Origin of the sequence: Acinetobacter modestus, assembly GCF_014636095.1 — a bacterium.
Taxonomy (GTDB): Bacteria; Pseudomonadota; Gammaproteobacteria; order Pseudomonadales; family Moraxellaceae; genus Acinetobacter; species Acinetobacter modestus.
The window spans coordinates 18,127-41,094 of sequence record NZ_BMDV01000005.1 but is presented as its reverse complement, the minus strand read 5'-3'; the positions used below and the strand labels follow the sequence as shown (position 1 = coordinate 41,094).

Sequence of the window (22,968 nt, the reverse complement as noted above, 5' to 3'; positions counted from 1 at the left end):
GAGTATGACTTTCCTCAGAGAACTAAGCCCATCTTTGTTATGGGCTTTTTTCTTAATCACTATCTAAAAATATTAATTAAAACATTTTATAAACAATGAGTTAGAATATCGTTATTGAACTAACACATAATTTTATTGATTAACTTTGCTTCGACCAGCATCTGTTCAGTCTGATCAGCCGTCATTGCAACCAAATATTTACCATTTGAATAATAAAGCGAACCATCCTGACTCAGGGCATAGCCTAACACCCCTCTTTTCAGAACTTTCTGCTCTCCATTCGTTGCATATTGAATCAGTTCCCAATTACGAGGAATCACACCAGCAAATTTCTCACCTGCACTTTGATTTTGTTGCAAAGTTTTCTGAGCTTTAATCAAATTACCTTCAACAAATAATTCTTCTTCAGATTTTTGTTTAGTCTTAGCAGGATTTGCACCTGAAGTCGACTTAAGCGATTCGCCAGTATAACGTTGCGTAAAAAAGTCTAACCAACCAATCACAGCACGAATAATTTTGAACGGCGCAAATATAATATCTTTGAGTGAATTGCCACTGTGATGCTGATTTTTATATGGACGTTTAAGGAAATAAAGCTGTCCCGCCGCATCAAGTTTTGGTTTATAAAAATCAAACTTCGGATCAGCAATGATTGTTTCTAGTTCACCTGTTCTTAGATTCAAGCGACAAATCTCTTTCGGTCCCACACTGACATTACCTTGATGATCATAGGCAAAACCACAGCTATCATAATAAACAATATCAGGATCTTGAGGATCAAAACTTGGATGTTCGTCTTGACAGTCACCTTCGGTGATATATTGGATGCGACTCGAATCTAACCCCAAAACACAAAGATGCCTTTCATATGCATAACCTTTACTTGCAGATAAAATTAATCTTTGTTTTTGCGCTGCATAATCAAGATGATGAACAATAAATTCATTATTTCTAAGAACCAAAGCTTCTGGCTGTTGTAACTCAGTTAATGATTTCATATAAATTGCGCAACCATCTTGTAGTCGCGCCGCATAAATCATCTGTTGATTATCAATCAATACAGCATCAACTGGAAATACATAGGCTAATTCATTTGGATCATCTTGACTGGTCAACCCCATAAATTGCGCGCCAGTCCCAGTGGTTTTCCATTGTTTGCGCTGCTTAATTTCTTGTAAATTTTTCTTGTACTGACTGACCGCATGACAATCTATAGTCTGCGATTTTTGATTCTGTAATAGATACAATTCTTGATTTGATAAATACAATAAAGATGACATGTAACCGTGTTCCTACGTTATCATTTTTAACATTCACTATATTTCACAATTTTTATAGTGAATGCTTTGATTATCTAGATTTTTATTAAATTTAAATAAAATAGTGATAGCAAATCATTTTAAGGCTGTTTCAAATATGGCCAAGCAGCTTTCATATAAATAAACATCGACCATAAAGTCAAAATAACGGCGGTATACAGTAAAGCATATGCCCAGATTTCGAGTGGTTTCCAGTTTAATAAGAACACACTAATCGCAATCATTTGAAATGCTGTTTTGTACTTTCCTACCGTAGAAACTGCAACACTAGTACGTGCACCTAGTTCAGCCATCCATTCACGCAATGCCGAAACAGTAATTTCACGCGAAATAATCACAATTGCAGCAAAAGCCATTGAGATCGTCGGTTGCCATTGCACCAATACAATTAATGCAGCTGCAACCATAAGCTTATCGGCGACTGGATCAAGGAAACGTCCGAAAGCAGAAGTCTGATTCAAAGTCCGAGCTAAATAACCATCGAACCAATCTGTCACTGCTGCAAGAACAAAGATTGCAGTCAATACCAAATGTCGCATCATTCCCCCATGATGCTCAGCAATTCCAATTGCAGGTGGCCAATAGGCAATTGCCAAAAATACAGGAATGAGGGCGATACGCGCCAAAGTTAAAATATTAGGAATGTTCAGGATTCGCCCTGTGCTCATAAACACCGCCATGTTGTTCGCATCAAATATGCATGTCGCACAAAGGATGTGCCGAGATTGTATCCATGTGTAAGCAACTTTATACGAAATGCACGGCAGTGTCGACTAGGCAAAAACGGCAACTGTTTGTCTAAGTATCGCAATCAGTCGATTTTCATCATCCCAAAGATAGGCATACTCTGTTGAATAACCATGTTCAGCATATTCAGTCACTACTTTGTATTTGAACCAATCCTGTACTTGATGAACAATCGGCTGCAAATAGGTAATTTGCCATGTTAATGAGCTTGCAGGTGCAGGGGTTTTAAACATCGGTAACACACCCGGTGGCCACACATCCATCAATCCAAATAGATCGGCTAATTTCATTTCGCGATTTGGATGCAACTGAGGCATAAAACGACACCATCCGCCAAAGTCAGGCACTTTGCTGCCAGCCATTGGATAATTACCTTCAGCCCAACATAGTTCAAACTGTTGCAAACATTGTGGCATTAAGCCTTCAATATAAGCCGTTTTTTCCAACTGTGCCGGCAGTGGATAATCAGGAATTTGCGGTAGATTTTGCACATGAATCCGAGATTCACGCTGCGAACCAAAACTTGCTATTAAAATACTTTGTACAGTATCTGCTTGCCATAACCGCACTTCTAAGGTTGTAACCGATTTACCCTCTCGCAACACCTCTGCCGTGAGTTTAGCCTGCCCTTCTTGCACAGGGCCAACAAAGGTCACATTACAACTCAACAACTGCTTTGTTGTATCATGAACCACACTCTGCGCCTTTTGGATTAATAATCCTGCAACTAAACCGCCAAATACGGTGCGACCTTGTAACCATCCTAATGGAATATCAATCCACTCTTGATGTTCAACCTGTTGATATAGCGGAAGCAATGACATTATCTTTCCTTAATCGTCAAACCATCTTATCTTTAAATGTTTTTCTCTGTTTGTGAATGATCATTGACGCATCAGTCATTGAGAGATTGAGCCAATCGGTCAAATTATTCATGCAAAATTTTATAAATCGTTCTCGCCATGACTTCACCCAGACCCGGTACAAGCATCAACTCTTTTTCTGATGCTTTTAAAACACCTTGTATACCGCCAAAATGAGTGAGTAGATCACGACGGCGTTTTGGCCCTAGCCCAGGAATAGCCTCTAAAACTGAACTACTACGGCGTTTATCACGCTTAGCTCGATGTTTGGTAATAGCAAAACGATGCGCTTCATCTCGCACTTGTTGGATGAGGTGTAAAGCTTTATGGTCTTCGGGTAATTGAATCTTAGTGCCATCAGTAAAATGCAGCGTTTCTAATCCCGGTTTACGTCCCTCACCTTTAGAAACACCAATCATAAAAGCATCAAGCGCTAATTCTTGCATGACCTCCATCGCCATATGCAACTGCCCTTTACCACCATCAATCAAGAGTAGATCAGGTAACATATTTTTTTTATAACGGCGTATCAACGCTTGTCGCATCGCCGCATAATCATCACCGCCCGTAATATCCTGAATCGCAAACTGACGATAATCTCGCTTTCTTGCACCGCCCTGATCAAAGACTACACAAGAAGCAATCGGTGCTTCACCCATGGTATGACTGATATCAAAGCATTCAATCCGATCAATCGGACGCCCAACCACTTGTTCAAGTTGATGAAAACGCTCGTTCAATTCCAAATGATTACTCAGTTTGCCTTTAATCGCATGTTGCACATTCATTTGTGCCAACTCTAGCCATTCAGCCCGAGTCTCTCGCACTTTATGCTTGATTTGAACTTTCTTATTGAAGGTTTGTTGTAATGCTTCTTCTAATTGTTTTTGATCGGGAATATCTACATTTACAATCAATTCTGATGGCACTTCATCCGCCACTTGGAAATAGAAATTCGCCATAAAATCATTCAGCATTTGCGCCAAATCATCTCCCAACATATCTGGAAAATAACTTTTTCCACCAAGCATACGTCCATTACGAACATGCATGATTTGTACGCAAGTCACACCCGCTTGATAGGCAATCGCCAGAATATCGGCTTCGCCTTTGATCTTAAATACTGCTTGTTGTGCTTGAACCTCGCGCAATAAAGCGAGGCGATCACGATAAAATACGGCTTTTTCAAACTCAAGAGCTTCGGCAGCCTGTTCCATTTTTCCAATCAGCTCTTGATTGAGTTCTTTGGTATCACCCTGTAAAAAACGAATTGAATTATCCACATCTTCCTTATAGTCCTGAGGGCTAATCAGACCGACACAAGGCGCTGTACAACGTTTAATCTGATACTGTAAACAAGGGCGTTTACGTTGTGAAAAATAATTGTTTTCACATTGGCGGACATTAAATAATTTTTGTAATACAAGTAGCGTATCTCTAGCACTATAAGCACTTGGATATGGACCAAAAAACTTGCCAATTTGATGTTTACCTTTGCCACGGCCACTGGCAATACGTGGGTAAGGTTTATCTGCTGAAACGAAGATATAGACATACGACTTATCGTCACGCAACATAATATTGTATGGCGGACGATGTAATTTAATCAGATTTTGTTCAAGTAATAATGCTTCTGTTTCAGAACGAACAACCAAACTTTCGATGTCATAAATTCGCGCGACTAAAGCCTGTGTCTTAGGATGGTCAATTGTTTTAACAAAATAGCTGGATACACGATTCTTTAAGTTTTTGGCCTTCCCGACATACAGCAACTCTCCATCTTTGCCGAGCATTTTATAAACACCAGGCAATTGAGTCATATGAGTCAGAATTTTTTCAATATGTTCACGCGCGTTTGGATTCACAGCAGACTTTCATCATCAGTAATGCTTTCGATGATGTAGTCTGCATAAATCAATTTCAAGTCAATTGAGCTAAAATCCATCAATTCAATAACTCAAATAACACCAATTATTTAAAAACTCGACTCAATACGTTATTAGCGCTATTAAATGCAGACTCATTAAAGAAATCACAGGCTAGTTCATTTGTTGGAGCGATTGGATTAACTTCTCTAGTTGTATGGTAAAAACCCCAATATTCACGAGACTGATGACGAATGCGTGTATCTGCTAAATTAAACTCAGTATTAGGTTGAAATGCAGTCCAAGCTGCATTTTGCCAAATATCTTGGCGGATAATATTACTTCCTACACTTACATGTGACAGATTTTGGGTTGGATAAGATTCAATATAATCTTGAGTACTCAACTGAACTTGTTTTTGCCAACATGTTGCACCTGCTGGGAATTTATCCTGACTGGCAAACAATATTCCTTTAATAATATCTAATGTTACATCGCTTATGAACGATGATGATTTCGCTTGTCTTAAAAAGTATCCTATATAGTCAGAAACATCTAAGCCAGATAAATCAATTTTTTTAAGTTGATAGGTGAGTTTAAATGTTGTCCTCTGCTCTAAATTATAAGGCTCATATTCTAAAACAGTGTCATTTAATATCGCTTTACGACCGACCATATAAGCGCCCGCAGAATTTTGCGGTGGTAATATAGTGGATATACCATTGTTCGTTATAAAGTTTCGAAGCGCTTCTGTTTGCAATTTCGGTGTTTCAGTATAACTAATTAAAAGATCATTATTTTTATCTACTTGGTATGATTTCTTTGTTAGTTTGTTTGAGGTATTTGCCGCTGCAAAATCATAACTGTAAAAAACTTTATTCTTTGGGTCAACCTTTCCATAGATATCATTATTTTCATCACTACAAGCCACTAAACTTAAAAGGCTTAAATTAATCAGTAAAAATTTTTTCATTATGGTTTCTCAATTTTAATAAAATGCCTGCAAATTATGCTCAATTTAGACCATTTGATACAATATTAATAAACAAATAAATAACCAAATCATCGTTATAAAAAAACGCCCTTTCGGGCGTTGATCTCATTCAGACTTAAAATACATAAGGTCGAATAAAAATTAAGAAAAATAGCCCTAACATGATGAACCATTTCAAAAAATAATATAAACCACGATTACTTGCTTTTAAGGCTTTGGCTTTTAAACGAAATTGATAAATATATCCAAAAAGCTTATTTAACCCGCCTGTTTGATCACCCGCTTCATTGGGTGAGCTGGCTGCCGTCATGACACTTTTACCAAACCAATGATTAAACTTTTCCATAAAATGGGTTTTTAATGGGCGTTCTACATCAGCGAAAAAGATAATACGATTCTGTTCAGTGGTGTTTTCAGCATAATGGATGTAGGTTTCATCAAACACCACACTTTCACCATCACGCCACGAATAACGCTGACCATCGACATCAATAAAACAGCGATCATCATTTGGTGTAATAAGACCTAAATGGTAACGCAATGAACCCGCATAAGGATCACGATGGCGAACTAAACGGCTATCTGGTGCTAACTCAGTAAACATCGCAGCTTTAATTGTTGGAAGCGTTTTTAATAATGCTGTTGTTTTTGGGCAAAGTTCAGCGGCAGATGGATGTGCCGAGTCATACCATTTCAAATAGAAACGTTTCCAACCTGTTTTAAAGAAGGAGTTGAAACCGAGATCATCATAACTACTTGAAGCTTTAATCCCACCTTTGTCATATAAAGCTTTGGCTTCGTCTCGGATCATTTCCCAATTTTCATCTAAAACTTTTAAATCTTTAAAATACTGCGTATCAATATAAGGTTGATTCGGTACTTTAGAAAACATGTACATTAAAAAGTTTATAGGTGCAAGAATCGTTGAATGATCGAAAAATTGACGATAAAACGAATGCTTTACTTTACCGCGTCGTTGAATATACAAAGCTGAAATAATAAAAATCGCTAAAATGATCCATTTAACCATTGAAAAAATCGACCAAAAAAATGAATCTCGGAATTTTATCATCGTCTTTTTTAATTTCTAGCCAATTTTGGTTCAACAATTTGTTCTACTTAATTCATTAGATAAAATAAACAATAAATATCATGTATATATAAAAATTGATCTTCCAATGAAAATTGTTATTTTTTTATTTTTTGCTGTTTTTTGACCAAATACATTTTTGCATCAGCTTCATGAATCAAAGTAGATGCGTCCAAGTAGCCATCAACATGATCTGTTTGTTTTACACCTATACTTAAGGTAATACTCGGCTCAATTTGATAAACATACTGTAGTAATCTCGGAACGAAACTTTCAAGTGCCTGTGCTTCAGTACAACGCGGAAATACAATACAGAACTCATCTCCACCACATCTAAAGCAATGATCATCCAAACGTGCAACGAATCGAATCGCATCCGCCACCACTTTTAAGATTTGATCCCCCTTAGAATGCCCAAAATTATCATTGATCATTTTAAAATCATTGATGTCAATAAATACGACTGTAACGGGCTCTAAACTTCGTTCAGCTGCATAAATTGTCGAATTTAAAATACGATTTAAATGTCTCACATTTAATAGTCCTGTGAGCGGATCAGTTTGAGATAAAGCTTCCATTTGCTGAGCACGATCTTCTAACACAGAAGCATATTGCTCAATTTTTTCTTTAGATGCCTTCAACTCACTGACCAGACTCCACACATAGGTTTCTACAACCAGCGAAATATCAAACATAAATAACTTTTCTAAAGTAGAACGTATTTGATGAAAATTCTCTGTATCGCCTAGCTGTTGTTGAATCATCGATATCAGCATGGTTTTGAGATGATAGACTGCAGATAAATATAATTTGGGTTCGACACCAATTCGTTTATGCACTAAACCAATTCTCAATCGGTTATTGACATAATTGGCATCATAATTACCTGAAAAAAGTTCTACCAAGTATTGGCGTTGTGCATGTTGTAACCGAGATAAAGTGTCTATATCGCCAATCAGTGAAGCAATCTCAGAAATCGAGGTTTGCTGTTGATAAAAGGTAATCACAACTTGGTCAAGTAGATACTCAAGATCAATTTGTTCCCCTAAGTCAACCAACTGCTGTAATTCTTGATGACTTAAACTAAGCAAAGATCGTCGATATTCAATTTCTTCAATCGAAATATGCATTTGTTTCATCAATGTTTGGTCTGTTGGTTTCATCTTTTACCCATCCTTCCCTAACAGGTTTGTTTTTTTATTCAGCTTCCCAACCACATCATCAACAAATAATTATTTTTCTATTCGTTTTCACATAAACCCTAAAAATAGCTATAACTAACATTTTTTGTCATAAAATCAAACTATGTCTCATTTCAAAAACAAAAAAAATCTTTCAAAATCCTTTTTCAACAAAGAGTTAACAATAAAACATTGCTTTCGCTATATCTATAATAAAGCAATAAATAAGCCATAACTTTATCAACTTAACTTAAATATTAGCTTAAATATGCTAATAAAAAATATATGAATTTAAAAATGATTTATGGGTTGCTTAATGCACTTTTTACGTTTAAAACCGATAATCACATGACTAAAATCAATCAACTTTTCACTGTTTTTAAAGGAAAAAATAGCTTTCTATTTTTATACAAGCCTTAGAAATAAATTCTTTAAAAGAATAGATGACCCTAGCGTCACGGCTTGATACAACTTGTTATGTCCTTTTTGGATATAGTTATCGTAAGATTAGCGAAGCATTTTGTGTGCGCTAACGCATACACGCTTTATGACATCAACTCAGAATCCTCCACAACAAGGGAGATCAGGCATGATCCACGCTGGCAATGCCATTACCGTCCAAATGCTTGCGGACGGAATTGCAGAATTCCGCTTTGACTTACAAGGTGAGTCGGTTAATAAATTTAACCGTGCAACCATCGAAGACTTCCAAGCAGCAATTGCTGCGGTTAAAGCCAATAACGACATTAAAGGCTTAGTTGTTACCTCTGGTAAATCAACATTTATCGTTGGTGCAGATATTACTGAATTTGGCGACAACTTCGCTGCTGGTGAACAAGCAATTGTTGATTGGCTTATGCCTGTACATGACGTCTTCAATAGCTTTGAAGATTTAGACATCCCTAAAGTTGTTGCTATTAATGGTACAGCGCTTGGTGGTGGTTTTGAAATGTGCTTAGTGTGTGACTATCGTGTCATGTCTGAGCAAGCTCAAGTTGGTTTACCAGAAATCAAACTCGGTATCTATCCTGGTTTTGGTGGTAGCGTTCGTTTAAGCCGTGTAATTGGTATCGACAATGCTGTTGAATGGATGGCAATGGCTAACCCGAAAAAACCAGCTGCTGCACTGAAAGATGGTGCTGTAGATGCGGTTGTTGCTGCTGACAAACTTCAAGAAGCTGCAATTGATTTGGTAAAACAAGCCATTGCTGGTCGTTTGAATTGGAAAGCAAAACGTCAAGAAAAATTAGACGCAATTAAATTGAACCCACTTGAACAAATGATGGCGTTCAATACAGCAAAAGGTGCGGTACTTGCAAAAGCAAACCCTGCACAATACCCTGCGCCAAAATTGTTACTTGACTCATTACAAGCAGGTGCAAGCCTTACACGTAATGATGCATTAAAAGCAGAAGCTCAAGGTTTTGCTAAAGCAGCAATTACTCCACAAGCAGGTGCATTGATTGGTTTATTCATCAATGACCAAGTTGTGAAGAAAACTGCGAAGAAATATGAGAAAGGTGCTCACCCTGTAAACCAAGCAGCTGTATTAGGTGCGGGTATCATGGGTGGTGGTATTGCTTACCAAACGGCAAGCAAAGGCACACCAATCATCATGAAAGACATTGGTAACCCACAACTTGCACTTGGTATGAAAGAAGCGAACGGCTTACTGACTAAGCAAGTTGAACGCAAGAAAATGAAACCTGCGCAAATGGGTGAAACACTTGCTCGCATCCGTCCAACTTTAAGCTACGATGAGTTTAAAGAAGTGGATATCGTGATCGAAGCAGTGACTGAAAATCCAAAAGTAAAAGAGATGGTACTTGCAGACACTGAGAAGAATGTTCGTGAAAATACGATTATTGCTTCTAACACATCTACAATCTCAATTACGCGTTTGGCGAAAGCATTACAACGTCCTGAAAACTTTGTTGGTATGCACTTCTTTAACCCTGTACACATGATGCCATTGGTAGAAGTGATTCGTGGTGAGAAGACATCTGATGAAGCGATTGCAACAACTGTTGTTCTTGCTCAAAAAATGGGTAAAACACCAATCGTTGTCAACGACTGCCCAGGTTTCTTAGTTAACCGTGTATTATTCCCTTACTTTGGTGCATTCGATCTTCTTGTAAAAGATGGTGCGGATTTCCAACAAGTGGATAATGTAATGGCGAAATTCGGCTGGCCTATGGGTCCTGCATACTTAATCGATGTTGTTGGTATCGATACAGGTGTTCATGGCGCAGAAGTAATGGCTGAAGGTTTCCCTGACCGTATGAAGCCTGACTACAAAGGTTCTATCGAAGCAATGTACGAAGCAAAACGTCTTGGTCAAAAGAATGACGTTGGTTTCTACAAATACGTGTTAGATAAGAAAGGTAAGAAAGCGAAAACTGTTGATCCAACAGCTTACGAAATCATTGCGCCTTTCGTTACTGGTGAAAAACGCGAGTTTGACAACCAAGAAATCATTGACCGTATGATGCTTGCTTTCTGTAACGAAACAGTTCGTTGCTTAGAAGACAACATTGTTGCAACTGCTTCTGAAGCAGATATGGCGATGATCATGGGTGTAGGTTTCCCTCCATTCCGTGGTGGTCCATGCCGTTACATCGACCAAACAGGTGTTGCTGAATACGTTGCGCTTTGCGACAAATATGCACACTTAGGTAAGGCTTATGAAGCGCCACAAATGTTGCGTGACATGGCTGCTAACAACAAAAAATTCTACGGTTAAGGAGCAACGTGAATGGCTACTTTAAATCCACGTGACGTTGTGATTGTTGATGGCGTTCGTTCTGCCATGGGCAAATCACGTAACGGTATGTTCCGCAATGTACGTGCCGACAGTTTATCTGCTGAATTAGTACGTGCACTTGTTGCTCGTAACCAGTTTGATACCAATGAAGTTGAAGACGTAATTTGGGGCTGTGTAAACCAAACTTTAGAGCAAGGTATGAACATTGCTCGTAATATTGGTTTATTGGCTGACATTCCAAAAACTGCTGGCGGTCAAACAGTAAACCGTCTTTGCGGTTCTTCTATGCAAGCAATCCACACAGCTGCTGCACAGATTGCAACCAACCAAGGTGATGTATTCATCATTGGTGGTGTTGAGCACATGGGCCACGTTGGTATGATGCACGGCATCGACCTTAACCCAGAAGCATCTAAACACTATGCGAAAGCATCAAACATGATGGGCTTAACAGCTGAAATGTTAGGTCGTATGAACGGTATCTCTCGTGAAGAGCAAGATGCCTTCGGTGTTGAATCTCACCGTCGTGCTTGGGCTGCAACTCAAGAAGGTCGTTTCAAAAACGAAATCGTTGGTGTTGAAGGTCATGATGCTAATGGCTTCAAAATCCTTTGCGACATCGATGAAGTAATTCGTGCTGATGCAAACCTTGAAGCATTCAAAGCATTGAAACCTGTTTTCGATCCTAAGGGTGGTTCAGTAACAGCAGCAACTTCTTCTGCTCTTTCTGACGGTGCATCTGCAATGTTGTTGATGTCAGCTGAACGCGCTGCATCTTTAGGTTTAAAACCTCGTGCTGTGATTCGCTCTATGGCGATTGCAGGTTGTGATGCTGCAATCATGGGTTACGGTCCTGTTCCAGCAACTCAAAAAGCGCTTAAACGTGCTGGTTTAACGATGGCCGATATTCAAACTATCGAATTAAACGAAGCATTTGCTGCCCAAGGCTTATCAGTAATGAAAGGCTTAGGCGTCTATGACAAACAAGACATCATCAACTTGAATGGTGGTGCAATTGCATTGGGTCACCCATTAGGCTGTTCAGGTGCACGTATCACAACTACATTGTTAAACGTGATGGAACAACAAGATACTCAAATCGGTCTTGCGACCATGTGTATCGGTCTTGGTCAAGGTATCGCGACAATTATCGAACGTGTTTAATCAACACTGAGATAAAAAGAAAATCCCCGCTATACGCGGGGATTTTTTTATGTGATAGAAATTCATTTCATCTTTGTATCGAATCTTTGAAATACAAATACTCACTGTAGACACAACAATACACGGCAAATTATGATCACAGTTCCAACAAATAATAAGGTTCTAACAATGTTTAAAAATATGGCAGCCGATCTAATGGGAACAAGCGATATCGGTAAAATTATTGAACCTAAAGATTATGATAAACGGATATTGATGACTATATTTTCCATGAAGACAATGAAAAAATTTTCTTTTTAATTAAAGCAAAAACTGATGAATATTGTTTCACCAACACATCATTTATTCATCTTGATGGTACCAGTGCGGTCAGCAAAAAACGCACTTTAAATCGCTATCCTTATAAACATTATCAGATCAGTCGCGTGTTGCTTGAAACCGCAGGTACAATTGATCGCGATGTCGAAATTAAATTCCAACTTGGTGGAGCAAGTTATTCCATTGATATTGAAAAATCACAAATAGAAAAAGTACGAGATTTATATAAAGCTCTGTTTAGTATTGGGGAAGCATGTAAAGAAATTGAACGTCAAATAAATTCACTAGTAATTACTCAACAAGCTGTGAATAACATGTTTTCTCTGCGTGAATTACCAGAACAAGTGTTGTTAAACCTCCCTGATATTATTTCACAGACCACGATTCAAGTTGAAAATAAGTTTACTGAACGCCGTAAACAAATTGAAAATTATGATTTTTCTAGAATTTTTGAGCGTTATCTCAAACAATAATACAAAAAATCCCCGCCAGATATGCGGGGATTTACATATAACGAAAATATAAAATTTAGCGCGTTGGAAAATTTTGGGGTGTTTTTAAACCAGCATCAATCTGTTGTTGTAATCTTAATAAATCATCCAACCTAACTTTTATAGATCCTTCACGAAAAGCCTCAGCATTATCTCGATTAATATTCAACGGCTCTAATATTTTAAATACACCATTACTTGGGTTAGAAGACTGAAATCCCATTGCGACAGCTAAAATATAATCTTCTAAAAATGGTGAAACCTGAGACAAATCAGGCTGCGCAGCCTTTGGCTCAAATTCAACTGCACTAATATTCTCAGGAATTCCTGCATTCTGCATATCAGTATGGGTTTTATAAATACGATGCTGAAGTGCTTGACGTACCTTTTTATCTTCTTGAAATGGAGTAGGTCCTACGACTTCTTCACGTAATTCAGATTCAGCCATAAGATGAATGGTTGGTAAAGTTGCAACCTCTTCGGCATGTACTGCTGAAAATCCAACCAAAGTAAATGCCATCATCAGCGCTGATCGTTTTAGAAAGTTCATCACTTGCTCCAAAAATCATTCACCATAAACATTGAATAAAAATAGCTATAAATTAAGCCTACAATAAAGTGATATTGAATTCTGTATCACTCTGATAAACGGTAAATAGGATTATTTTTTGAACGTAAGATAAAATGAGCGAATCAAATAATATGTCTGATCTTTGTAAAATGAATAGATAAAAGAGGAAAAAATCTCGCATAAGCTCGTTTTTTTGATTACTGTGCTCGAGTGAATTTATAAATATTGATTATTTTCTATACTTTAAAAAGCGATTAGGAGAAATGGATGTTTTCAACTCTAATTAAAATGACTACAGCAATATCGATTACAGGGTTATGTTTAGCAGGTTGTGCGACCAAAACCCTTATTACCAAAGACAGTAAAACTTATGTTCGCACAACTAAGGTTACTTTAGTTGAAGATACTGTCATTGCATTTGGAAGACCCGCTCAACAATCTTCAAATTTACCTAAAGATAGTCTCGTAATCGCTGGGCAAAAAAATAGCTATATCCTCACCCAAGGTGGATCCCAATTTGTGAGTTTGATCACAAAACTCGACCCAAAAAATATTCAAATTACACGTGAGCTAAGCTTTTATTCTGAAAAAAATGATGGCAATTTTTCGGGCACATTACCACTTTCATATATAAAACTAAAAGAAGACTTGAGCAAAAAAGATTTAAAGTTTTTCATTGAGAATGGTGCAAGAGAATGTTCTTCTTCAAGTGATGAACGTATGCAAGCTCAACGCTTCTGTTTCGATATCAAACTCGCTGGTGTGGTTTATCCTACAGCAAATAATCTAAGTTCACTCAAAGCTTTAAGTAAGCCTTATCAAGTCTCTATCTATACCAATAAAGAAGAAAGTTATAAATCAAAATCAGGTATGAATCCTTTGGAAAAACTGGTATTGCTCCCTTTTGCCGTGGCGATTGATGTAGTGAGTCTACCTTTCCAAGCAGCAGAAAAGATCTTTGATTAAGCTTAAGCTCGAACTCAGTCATGCAATGATGTATGCAAGGCATCATTGCATCACAAAATTATAATTCTTCATCTAATACTTCAACATTGTTTTGCTTAATTTTATCCATCTTCTGATTTAATCTGAGCACATCTTGATAAAGCGAATTAAACTTTTTGACTTGTGCTGTTTCCTCAAAAAGAATCTTGTTATCTTCTCTTTGCCAAGGGTAGGTTTTTAACATATCAAACATCGCTTGTGCTTTCTCAATAACTTGTTGTTCAATCGGGAAAATGTCATGCGCCTTGTCTGTTTTCAGGTTATTCTGCAATTTTTCTTGTAAGGATTTTCTCATTTCATTATGAATGGCAAGATTTTTTGCTTGTTCAAGTGAATCTGCCTGTATTTTCTGTCTCTTTATTCCGTATTCAGTCGAGATTTTTCGAACATCCTGAAGCATTTTTTCAGTCTCACGATAACCTTTTTGACGGTCTTGATCTAAACGTTCGACATCTAGAAAAGTATCCCAATTTGCTGCTTTAAGTTGCCTTAAATAAGCGTTTCTTGCCTCAACATTTTGCATCCAATAACTAAGTAGAAACTCAGACATCAACTTATAATCACCAGATAAACGATCATCATGCACATTGAGTTGTATAGGCTTGCTCCAATCCTGCGCTTGATCATAGAGCCCACGCATTTTTTCAGCCATAACCATTTCAAACATTTGTTCGGTATTGGCTGCATTTTGCTTTACGCGATATTGATAGAAAAAGAATGTACCCAAACAAATCACGACTAGAGTTAAAAATAATAAAAAACGGCGCATACAGCCTCCAAGTATATTTATATTTTTTATGTTCTGAATTTAAGTTTAATCAATCAAACACAGACTGTTAATTGATTTTTATTTCATTTCTCGTAACGGAGCATTACATTTTCATCGCTTTAAATTTCGTACTTTCGCCCCTATTATCAAATCAACTGAAATTGTAGAGATATGCCATGCGCGTAGATATTTGGTCAGATGTTGTTTGCCCTTTTTGTTATATTGGGAAAAAGCGTCTTGAACATGTTGCTGAACAAGCAGGAATTGAGCTCGATATTCATTGGCATAGCTTTGAACTCGATCCAGATGCCCCAGCTAAACACGAGACTTCAAATACGGAGCGCTTAGCAAAGAAATATGGGCGTAGCTTTGCTGAAATGGAAGAAATGGAACGTAATGTTGCGGCTATGGCAGCGACTGAAAACATTGACTTTCAATGGCAAAAAGCCAATTCAGGCAACAGCTTTAATGCACATCGTATTATCCATTTGGCTCAAAGCAAAGGCTTGGGTAACGAAGCAAAAGAAGCTTTTTTTCATGCTTATATGACTGAAGGTCTTGCAATTGGTGAACGTGAAGTGGTTGAAGAAATCGCTTCACGGATTGGTTTGGATCATGCTGAAGTAGAGTATGTATTGAATTCAGATGAACTGGCAGATTTTGTTCGCCATGATGAAAAAATTGCCCATGAGCAATTAAATGTAACGGGTGTACCCTTTTTTGTTTTTGATCAAAAACTAGCACTTTCAGGTGCACAACCGCGTGAAATTTTCTTACAGGCATTACAACAAGCTCAATCTGCTTCTACAGAAGAAATTCAGCAAACAGATACAGCTCAATGCAACGATGATCAATGCGAAATTAAGCCTTAACAAGCTGACTAAAATGCAAGCTTCAGCAACTGTCTGAAGCTTGTATACAGCAAACTATTCAAGCTAGATGTGATAGTTACGTCACCTATTATCTTAAAAAGCATACCGTTTATCTCTAGTGGTAAATTCTGTAACAAACTAAGTATTTTATTGATCAACTTTTAACTAAAAAAAATGTGATTAAAATCACACTACAGAGATAGATTTATAGATATACTTCCCCAGTGCGATCTATTTATCCGATTTATTGTTTTAAAATGTTGATACTTTGAAAGCCAAAACATGATCAAAATCTCTATTTGGAATACCTAAATGAGATTTTTTACTAACTTGCAGTCTATAGATTTTGCATATTTTTCTTCTATAATCGTCATAAAGTGACATTCTTTTGTTATGAAAATTCAAGAGTTACAAGCCCTAATAAATGGTCAGATTCAACCCGAACAAATATGCATTGAGCAACTTGTAGCCTTGGCTAGACAGCATAATTTGACGAATACACCTGAATACAAACTGTTAGATGATGCTGTGAATATTGTACTTATTCATTATTTAAAACAGGCTCAAGCCTATCTCTAAGGGAAACTATCAATGGACGTATTAGAGAAAGCATTATTGGTTGATGAGCTCAAACATCTGATTGTTGGGCTAAACAACGATAAAAACTCACTTTTTGAGATTGCAAAATCAAAGCAACGTATTAAGGATATTTGTGCTTCTTGTGACGATCCATTGTTTCAAGAACAACTCACTCCATTTAAAGAATTTATTCAACAAGAAGAATTTTCGGCTGAAGAATTAGAAAGCTTTGGGTATGCACTCACTTATCGCGGAACATTTAAATTTATGGGGCGTGTTGAACATGCTTTATTTGCATCAGGCGACATGGGATGGGCAGCTTTACGTCAGTCACAGCATTGGCAAATTTGGGTTATTCGTCCTGCATTGTCTTTTATAAAGAGCCCTTGGTTTACATCTACTCGACAAGCACTTGAATGGATTCAAACGAGCACAAGTGATTATATAAAAACAGATGATGAACTCAAAAGTCTCATCCCTGTTTTAGAACCAATTCATCAAACTTCAACAGAATTATCGTTAGATCTAAATCAGACAATTCACAAGGACAGATTATCTGCAATGAGAGAAGAAACTGCGAATTTTGAAGCACAACTCGAAGCAATTATTCAGGAAAGAATTCAATCTGTACCTAATACTCCAGCACCAAGTATGCCAACGGTCGCAAAGCCTAAACCAAGTTTTAGACAAAATGTGCGTCCTGTTGCAAATCTAAATAAAGCTAAACCTGTTGCGCTAAAAGATTTTAATTTAGATGGACTCGTTTGTCGCTTAGAGCGTATCGATCCTAAAACATTTCCATCTTTATATCGTGTAGAGCTACACGATGAGATTGATCAAAATATTAAAATTGATTGGTTATATTTAAAAGCTGAGAATGATGTTCAACCTGTTTGGGAAACAGCTCAAATCTTTGTTGCTGAACAGCTTTATGCTCAAGGACAGTTTTCACATTATGTCGTACTTATTGGTACTCATAGTGTCGAATATGCTGCAACAATCTTACAAGCTTATACAGACCAACGTCATACTCAAACAAGCTCGATTCATCAAACAGACTGGGTTATTTTTAAACAACATTACCACCAACATGAAACATTATTTAATGAATGTATCATGAATGGTAGTCAAGTTTGGCAACGTAATGAGCGATCTTACCCTTATATTCCTGCTGCCTTTATTAACACTCAAAAATTTATTCCTTTTGAAGAAACAACAGCGACTTTTCTGACGCCAGTCATCCTACTCAAAGAGCGTCAAAAAATCAGAGTGCTACACGGCGCAGAACGCGTAAAATTATCGAGCGAAGATCAAGCTTATCCGTATCTATTGTTAGATCGTGCAGACGGCTATACATGGCAATTAATACGTCAAGTGATTAGCCGTCTCCCTCAACCAATTTCAGTTCACGATCTCTATCAAGCACTCGAAAATGCGGATGTTTCAGCGACCTAAATATCCATTTTTAAGATACATCTAATCCACCATCAAACTTGTGATTGCTTATTGCAAGTTTCATGGTGGACTTTGATAAGTAATAATTAAAATTTTCAAAAGAATTGTTAAATTGCTGTTTTTTGTGTCTTTAGCTTGATTTTATTGTTTGAATAATCAAAAGTTAAATGAAGAACAATATATAAGTTTTAACTATGACGACTTTAAATCAAACGGTACCATCATATATTTTATATACGCTGATTGTACTTCCATTCGGTTTATCAACAACTGTCAGTGCAGCAACTAAACCGATTGAACAAACTGAGAATAATATTCCCAAAGCGGAAACATCAAATCAAGAAAATTTCTTAGACTATATTCCTAAATGGGTAGATGCGAGCCCCACCGTTCTTCCTGAACAATCTGATCAATCTATTGTTCCTCCAACTTCTGAAACTGAGAATAAAACTTGGGTTGATCGTAAACAGCGTGATATTCGCAACTGGGCTGATCGAACCTCGGTTAAGATTGATGACTGGTTTGGTGATGTCGACCCTGAAAAACCAGCTTCAGCAACAATTCGTTTTATGTTGGATAATTATTGGAATGAATATGATAACTACGAGGTCAAACCTCGTATTCGAGGAAAAATCAAACTTCCAACTTTAGAAAAAAAATTTAGCGTAGTTTTTGGTGATGATTCTTTAGATGATGAATTCAAAAATAATATTGCCAATACCAATACACAACCAAATCAAGATCCAAATAAAAAACTTGATTCTAAACAAACACGAGATAGTAATGGCTCTATTGCATTACGTTGGTCTAATTTTTCCAAAAAACTACCATTTGATACAGATGCAGATATTGGTATTCGTTCCGGTGATGATGTTTACCTACGTCTAAGAGCCGAGAAGCACTGGGATTTGCACAATGATTTCCACTTTAATGCTGAACAAATCTATCGATATGGCAGTCAAAGTGAGAACTATCTGCGTACAAATTTAGAATTGATACATGCTCGACCCAACCAACCTTTTCTTTCAAATCAATTCAGTTTAACTTACGCTGACAAGCAAGATGATGATTTGTTATGGGACAATCGCATTTTCCGCCAACACCAATTCTTTGCGCATAACAATTTTAATTACGGTCTCTATACAGGTGGCTATTACAACAATAATAACTTACGTCTAAACAGTTGGGGCCCTTTTGTTTCTTGGAGACAACCTTTATGGCGTGAGTGGTTCTATGTACAAGGTGATCTAAACTATTTCAATGATCATCGCGAGGATCGCAATCATTATGTGAGTACTTTCGTTCGTCTTGAAACCCTATTCTAAATTCATTTAAATGATCTGAATGCTCAATTTAAATTTTAATTGAGCATTTTCATTTTTATACAATCTTATAAAATAAATAATTAATTAAGCTTTGATTGTTATTATTTGATTCTTTAATTTTTCTTTTATGCATGAATCATCGATACGCCATACTTGTGTATGTTTTGATTATAGGAAATCTATATTTAGGTTACCTACTGCTCCCCTTTTTTCCTGTTTTGATCCCAATCAATAGACATCATACGCATCTTGCTCATCAATCTTTTTTACAGCCACATTCACAAGTACATCATGTTTTAAAATGTTCTACGGTGGTTACAGATGAAGCTCATGAAGTCAGCAACGATCAACAACTTGCCGATGAACTTATGCAGGTTTTTGGTCATGACACTTTATGGCAACGTACTCAGCAAACTCAACCGCCTAAAAAACTAGGCAAAAATACCAAGCACAATGCCCACAAAATAATTGCCACGCCAAATCCACTCAGCGCAAGTTGGTCAACCATTTCTAATTTATTGCCCTTTCATAATGATCTAGATTTAGGGTCAAATTCAGATACAGATATTTATGTCCAATTTCTCGCAAAGAAAAACTGGATCTTGCATTCAGGGCTACGGCTCAATACAACTCAAATCTTTCGTTACGGTTCAAGCAGTAAAAACTATGCGGAAACCTACTTAGATTTAACCCAAAAATTTCAGCAACAAGCACAAATTTCAACGCAATTTAACTTTTCTAAAACTCAAGACTCAGAATATGTATGGAGTAATCGCACTTTTCAGAAATTAAATCTGTTATCTCAAAACAATCTCACCTATGGAATTTTGACTACAGGTGATTATGAAAACAAGGCTCTTCGTGTGAATGAGTGGGGGCCATATTTTTCTTGGAAAAGACCAATTTGGCGTAATTGGGTTTTTATGCAAAATGATATTAATTATGTAAACATGCCAACGAGTGAACAAGGATATTCTTTCAACTATCAAATGAAGTTTGAAGCACAGTTTTGATCAAAAGACCAACATAACTGTGGATAACTTAAATGTTATCCATAGATATAAAAAAAACCTCTGCCGAAGCAGAGGTTTGATTAAGTAGCTTATTGTAATAACAAGCTGTTGATACGTTTTACATAAGCTGCTGGGTCTTCAGGTAAGCCACCTTCAGCAATTACCGCCTGATCAAAGATCACATTCGCGAGATCATCAAACTGTGCTGAGTTTTCTAGTTTTCTTACCAATGGATGTTCAGGATTAATTTCCAATGTTGGTTTAATCTCAGGAACTGCTTGACCTGCCTGTTTCAACATGCGAATCAATTGCGGAGAAAGTTCACCCTCACTCGTTACCAAACATGCTGGTGAATCAACTAAACGCGTCGTAACACGCACTTCTTTGGTTTTGTCTTTTAACGATGTTGTTAAGCGATCCACCACAGGTTTAAACTGCTCAGCCGCTTGCTCTAAAGCTTTCTTCTCTTCAGCATCCTGTAAGTCACCAAGATCAACAGCGCCTTTAGAAACGTTTTGCAGTGGTGTGCCATCGAATTCAAATACAAAGTTCATTGCCCACTCATCAACACGATCTGCCATGAGCAATACTTCAATGCCTTTTTTCTTGAACACTTCAAGTTGTGGCGAATTTTTCGCGGCTGTAAGGTTATCAGCAGTCACGTAGTAAATCGCTTTCTGCCCTTCTTTCATACGTGCTTTATAGTCAGCAAATGAAGTCGAGATTTCATCATGGGTTGACGTCGCATAACGCAATAATTTTAGGATACGTTCACGGTTACCGGTATCTTCGCCTAAACCTTCTTTTAATACCGAACCAAATTCAGTATAGAACGCTTTAAATTTCTCTTGGTCTTTTTCATCTTCCGACTTTGCTAAACCATCCAATAAAGTCAAGACACGACGCGCATTGCCTTCACGAATGGTTTTCACATCACGGCTTTCTTGAAGTAATTCACGACTGACATTTAATGGTAAATCAGCGCTATCGACCACGCCTTGTACAAAACGTAAATAGTTTGGAATGAGGTTGTCTGCTTCATCCAAAATGAATACACGCTTCACATACAATTTAATGCCCGCTTTTGCTTCGCGTGTAAACAGATCTTGTTTGGCTTGACTTGGGATATACAATAACTGTGTATATTCAGTACTACCTTCGACACGGTTATGTGCCCATGCTAGAGGTTCTGCAAAATCATGGCTGAGATTCTTATAAAAGTCGATATATTGCTCATCAGTGATTTCGCTCTTACTGCGTGTCCATAATGCGCTAGCAGAGTTAATCGCCTCCCATTCATCCGTTTTAACCATCTGACCGCCTTTAGGCTCTTCACCTTCAGCGACTTCCTCTTCTTGCCATATTTCTTTTTGCATTTCGATTGGCAAGCTGATGTGATCTGAATACTTATTGATGATTTGTTTAACTTTCCACGACTCTAAATAGTCGAGTGCATCATCACGTAAATGCAAGATGATATCGGTACCACGGGTTGCTTTCTCAATTGTTTGAACTTCGAACTCACCTGTACCGCCACTGATCCAACGCACACCTTCAGCAGTCTCTAAGCCAGCGCGGCGTGATTCAACCGTAATTTTATCGGCTACAATAAATCCAGAATAAAAACCAACACCAAATTGACCAATTAACTGTGCGTCGGCTTTCTGATCACCACTTAACTTTGACATAAAATCTTTAGTGCCCGATTTTGCAATCGTACCAAGATTCTCTATCGCCTCTTGTTGACTCAGACCAATACCATTATCGGAAATAGTTAAAGTTTTATTCTCTTTATTCAAGCTCACACGAACATGTAAGTTTGCATCATTTTCATAATATTCAGGGTGATTAATCCCTTCAAAGCGTAACTTATCGCAAGCATCCGAAGCATTTGAAATCAGTTCACGTAAGAAAATTTCTGGGTTGGAATACAGAGAATGTGTCACCAAATGTAATAACTGAGCAACTTCAGCTTGGAAACTATAATTTTGTGCGACTTGTTCACTCATAAATCACTCCTTATCTTGAGGCTTATATATTTGGAATGATTTATGAATGGTGCATATCTTGAATATTTCAATCCTTGTGTTTTATTTTTTCAGTTAAAAAATGCACAAAAGAACAATTAGAATGGTCCTTGGCTCAATATACGTGTTTGTAGAAGTTGATCCAATTGCTGTTGTCTTTGTGCATATGCACGACGAAGACAAGAAGTATTTGCCGAACATGAATTACGCTGTTTCAACCATTGGAATTGCTTATCTTTTTCTGCATCACGTCCTCCCATAGGTAGTGCGTGCAAAATAATCTGGTAAGTTGTTGCCAGTTTTACATCTGCATCATTTAAACCAAGATCGTTACAAATCTGTTGTTCCGATTTTAATTTTGCAGCTTTGCATGAGAAACTGGCAGCATGGGTTTGAGATAAAATGAGTAATGACATAAGAAATAATGCTGAGCTTAATAATTTTTTCATCACCGATCACAACTTATTAAAAACTAGTTCTTAGCTTACCGCACGCTCTGTTTCAGGCTTGTATCTGTTTTATATTACGATTGCAAAATAAGAAACCTCACGATTTG

General features: G+C 37.3%; 19 protein-coding genes and 1 pseudogene. 9 read left to right on the top strand and 11 right to left on the bottom strand.

Annotated elements, in window-relative coordinates:
• Window positions 1–119: 119 nt before the first annotated feature.
• The 7 genes from IEV17_RS11895 to IEV17_RS11865 all read right to left on the bottom strand — a co-directional run bounded on the left by IEV17_RS11895 (window position 120) and on the right by IEV17_RS11865 (window position 8,041).
• Window positions 120–1,280 (bottom strand): hypothetical protein, encoded by a 1,161-nt coding sequence (locus IEV17_RS11895; protein WP_004659302.1) that lies wholly within the window; start codon window positions 1,278–1,280, stop codon window positions 120–122.
• Window positions 1,281–1,399: 119 nt separating this feature from the next.
• Complete coding sequence (gene pgsA / locus IEV17_RS11890; protein WP_004659303.1) at window positions 1,400–1,987, bottom strand: CDP-diacylglycerol--glycerol-3-phosphate 3-phosphatidyltransferase; 588 nt, start codon at window positions 1,985–1,987, stop codon at window positions 1,400–1,402.
• 105 nt (window positions 1,988–2,092) lie between these two features.
• Window positions 2,093–2,890: a thioesterase family protein gene (locus tag IEV17_RS11885; protein ID WP_004659304.1), complete on the bottom strand. Its 798-nt coding sequence runs from the start codon at window positions 2,888–2,890 to the stop codon at window positions 2,093–2,095.
• Between the two features lie 104 nt (window positions 2,891–2,994).
• Window positions 2,995–4,794, bottom strand: coding sequence for an excinuclease ABC subunit UvrC (gene uvrC / locus IEV17_RS11880; RefSeq protein WP_004659305.1), 1,800 nt, complete (start codon window positions 4,792–4,794; stop codon window positions 2,995–2,997).
• A gap of 106 nt (window positions 4,795–4,900) precedes the next feature.
• The gene (locus IEV17_RS11875; RefSeq protein ID WP_004659306.1) at window positions 4,901–5,767 is read right to left on the bottom strand and encodes a hypothetical protein; all 867 of its coding nucleotides are present in this window, start codon (window positions 5,765–5,767) and stop codon (window positions 4,901–4,903) included.
• Window positions 5,768–5,903: 136 nt separating this feature from the next.
• Entirely contained in the window at window positions 5,904–6,818 is a 915-nt protein-coding gene (lpxO, locus tag IEV17_RS11870; RefSeq protein ID WP_004659307.1) for a lipid A hydroxylase LpxO, read from the bottom strand.
• Window positions 6,819–6,976: 158 nt separating this feature from the next.
• Window positions 6,977–8,041, bottom strand: coding sequence for a GGDEF domain-containing protein (locus tag IEV17_RS11865; RefSeq protein ID WP_004659308.1), 1,065 nt, complete (start codon window positions 8,039–8,041; stop codon window positions 6,977–6,979).
• A gap of 607 nt (window positions 8,042–8,648) precedes the next feature.
• On the opposite strand from IEV17_RS11865, the gene fadB reads away from it, so the two are divergent.
• The 3 genes and pseudogenes from fadB to IEV17_RS11850 all read left to right on the top strand — a co-directional run bounded on the left by fadB (window position 8,649) and on the right by IEV17_RS11850 (window position 12,778).
• Window positions 8,649–10,802, top strand: a complete 2,154-nt coding sequence (gene fadB / locus IEV17_RS11860; RefSeq protein ID WP_004659309.1) for a fatty acid oxidation complex subunit alpha FadB — start codon at window positions 8,649–8,651, stop codon at window positions 10,800–10,802.
• A gap of 12 nt (window positions 10,803–10,814) precedes the next feature.
• Window positions 10,815–11,987 carry an acetyl-CoA C-acyltransferase FadA gene (fadA, locus tag IEV17_RS11855; RefSeq protein ID WP_004659310.1) on the top strand — a complete coding sequence of 391 codons (1,173 nt, stop codon included), beginning with the start codon at window positions 10,815–10,817 and terminating at the stop codon, window positions 11,985–11,987.
• Between the two features lie 168 nt (window positions 11,988–12,155).
• Window positions 12,156–12,778, top strand: a pseudogene (locus IEV17_RS11850) (PH domain-containing protein).
• A 55-nt stretch (window positions 12,779–12,833) separates the two neighbouring features.
• Here IEV17_RS11850 and IEV17_RS11845 read toward each other — a convergent pair.
• A complete protein-coding gene (locus IEV17_RS11845; RefSeq protein ID WP_004659313.1) occupies window positions 12,834–13,346 on the bottom strand; it encodes a hypothetical protein in 513 nt (170 codons plus the stop codon).
• Window positions 13,347–13,634: 288 nt separating this feature from the next.
• On the opposite strand from IEV17_RS11845, the gene IEV17_RS11840 reads away from it, so the two are divergent.
• Window positions 13,635–14,333, top strand: a complete 699-nt coding sequence (locus tag IEV17_RS11840; protein ID WP_004659314.1) for a YidX family protein — start codon at window positions 13,635–13,637, stop codon at window positions 14,331–14,333.
• Window positions 14,334–14,391: 58 nt separating this feature from the next.
• On the opposite strand, the gene IEV17_RS11835 is transcribed toward IEV17_RS11840, so the two are convergent.
• Window positions 14,392–15,141, bottom strand: a complete 750-nt coding sequence (locus tag IEV17_RS11835) for a hypothetical protein (RefSeq protein WP_004659316.1) — start codon at window positions 15,139–15,141, stop codon at window positions 14,392–14,394.
• Window positions 15,142–15,317: 176 nt separating this feature from the next.
• Here IEV17_RS11835 and IEV17_RS11830 point away from each other — a divergent pair, with 176 nt between their 5' ends.
• The 5 genes from IEV17_RS11830 to IEV17_RS11810 all read left to right on the top strand — a co-directional run bounded on the left by IEV17_RS11830 (window position 15,318) and on the right by IEV17_RS11810 (window position 20,385).
• Window positions 15,318–16,013 (top strand): DsbA family oxidoreductase, encoded by a 696-nt coding sequence (locus IEV17_RS11830; RefSeq protein WP_004659317.1) that lies wholly within the window; start codon window positions 15,318–15,320, stop codon window positions 16,011–16,013.
• A 393-nt stretch (window positions 16,014–16,406) separates the two neighbouring features.
• A complete protein-coding gene (locus IEV17_RS11825) occupies window positions 16,407–16,592 on the top strand; it encodes a hypothetical protein (protein WP_004659320.1) in 186 nt (61 codons plus the stop codon).
• Window positions 16,593–16,604: 12 nt separating this feature from the next.
• A complete protein-coding gene (locus IEV17_RS11820) occupies window positions 16,605–18,047 on the top strand; it encodes a hypothetical protein (protein WP_004659322.1) in 1,443 nt (480 codons plus the stop codon).
• A 194-nt stretch (window positions 18,048–18,241) separates the two neighbouring features.
• Window positions 18,242–19,372, top strand: a complete 1,131-nt coding sequence (locus tag IEV17_RS11815; RefSeq protein WP_004659324.1) for a hypothetical protein — start codon at window positions 18,242–18,244, stop codon at window positions 19,370–19,372.
• A gap of 131 nt (window positions 19,373–19,503) precedes the next feature.
• Window positions 19,504–20,385: a hypothetical protein gene (locus IEV17_RS11810; RefSeq protein WP_004659326.1), complete on the top strand. Its 882-nt coding sequence runs from the start codon at window positions 19,504–19,506 to the stop codon at window positions 20,383–20,385.
• Window positions 20,386–20,474: 89 nt separating this feature from the next.
• Here IEV17_RS11810 and htpG read toward each other — a convergent pair whose 3' ends face one another.
• Window positions 20,475–22,394 (bottom strand): molecular chaperone HtpG, encoded by a 1,920-nt coding sequence (gene htpG / locus IEV17_RS11805; RefSeq protein ID WP_004659329.1) that lies wholly within the window; start codon window positions 22,392–22,394, stop codon window positions 20,475–20,477.
• A gap of 116 nt (window positions 22,395–22,510) precedes the next feature.
• Window positions 22,511–22,861: a lysozyme inhibitor LprI family protein gene (locus tag IEV17_RS11800; RefSeq protein ID WP_004659330.1), complete on the bottom strand. Its 351-nt coding sequence runs from the start codon at window positions 22,859–22,861 to the stop codon at window positions 22,511–22,513.
• Between the last annotated feature and the right edge of the window lie 107 nt (window positions 22,862–22,968).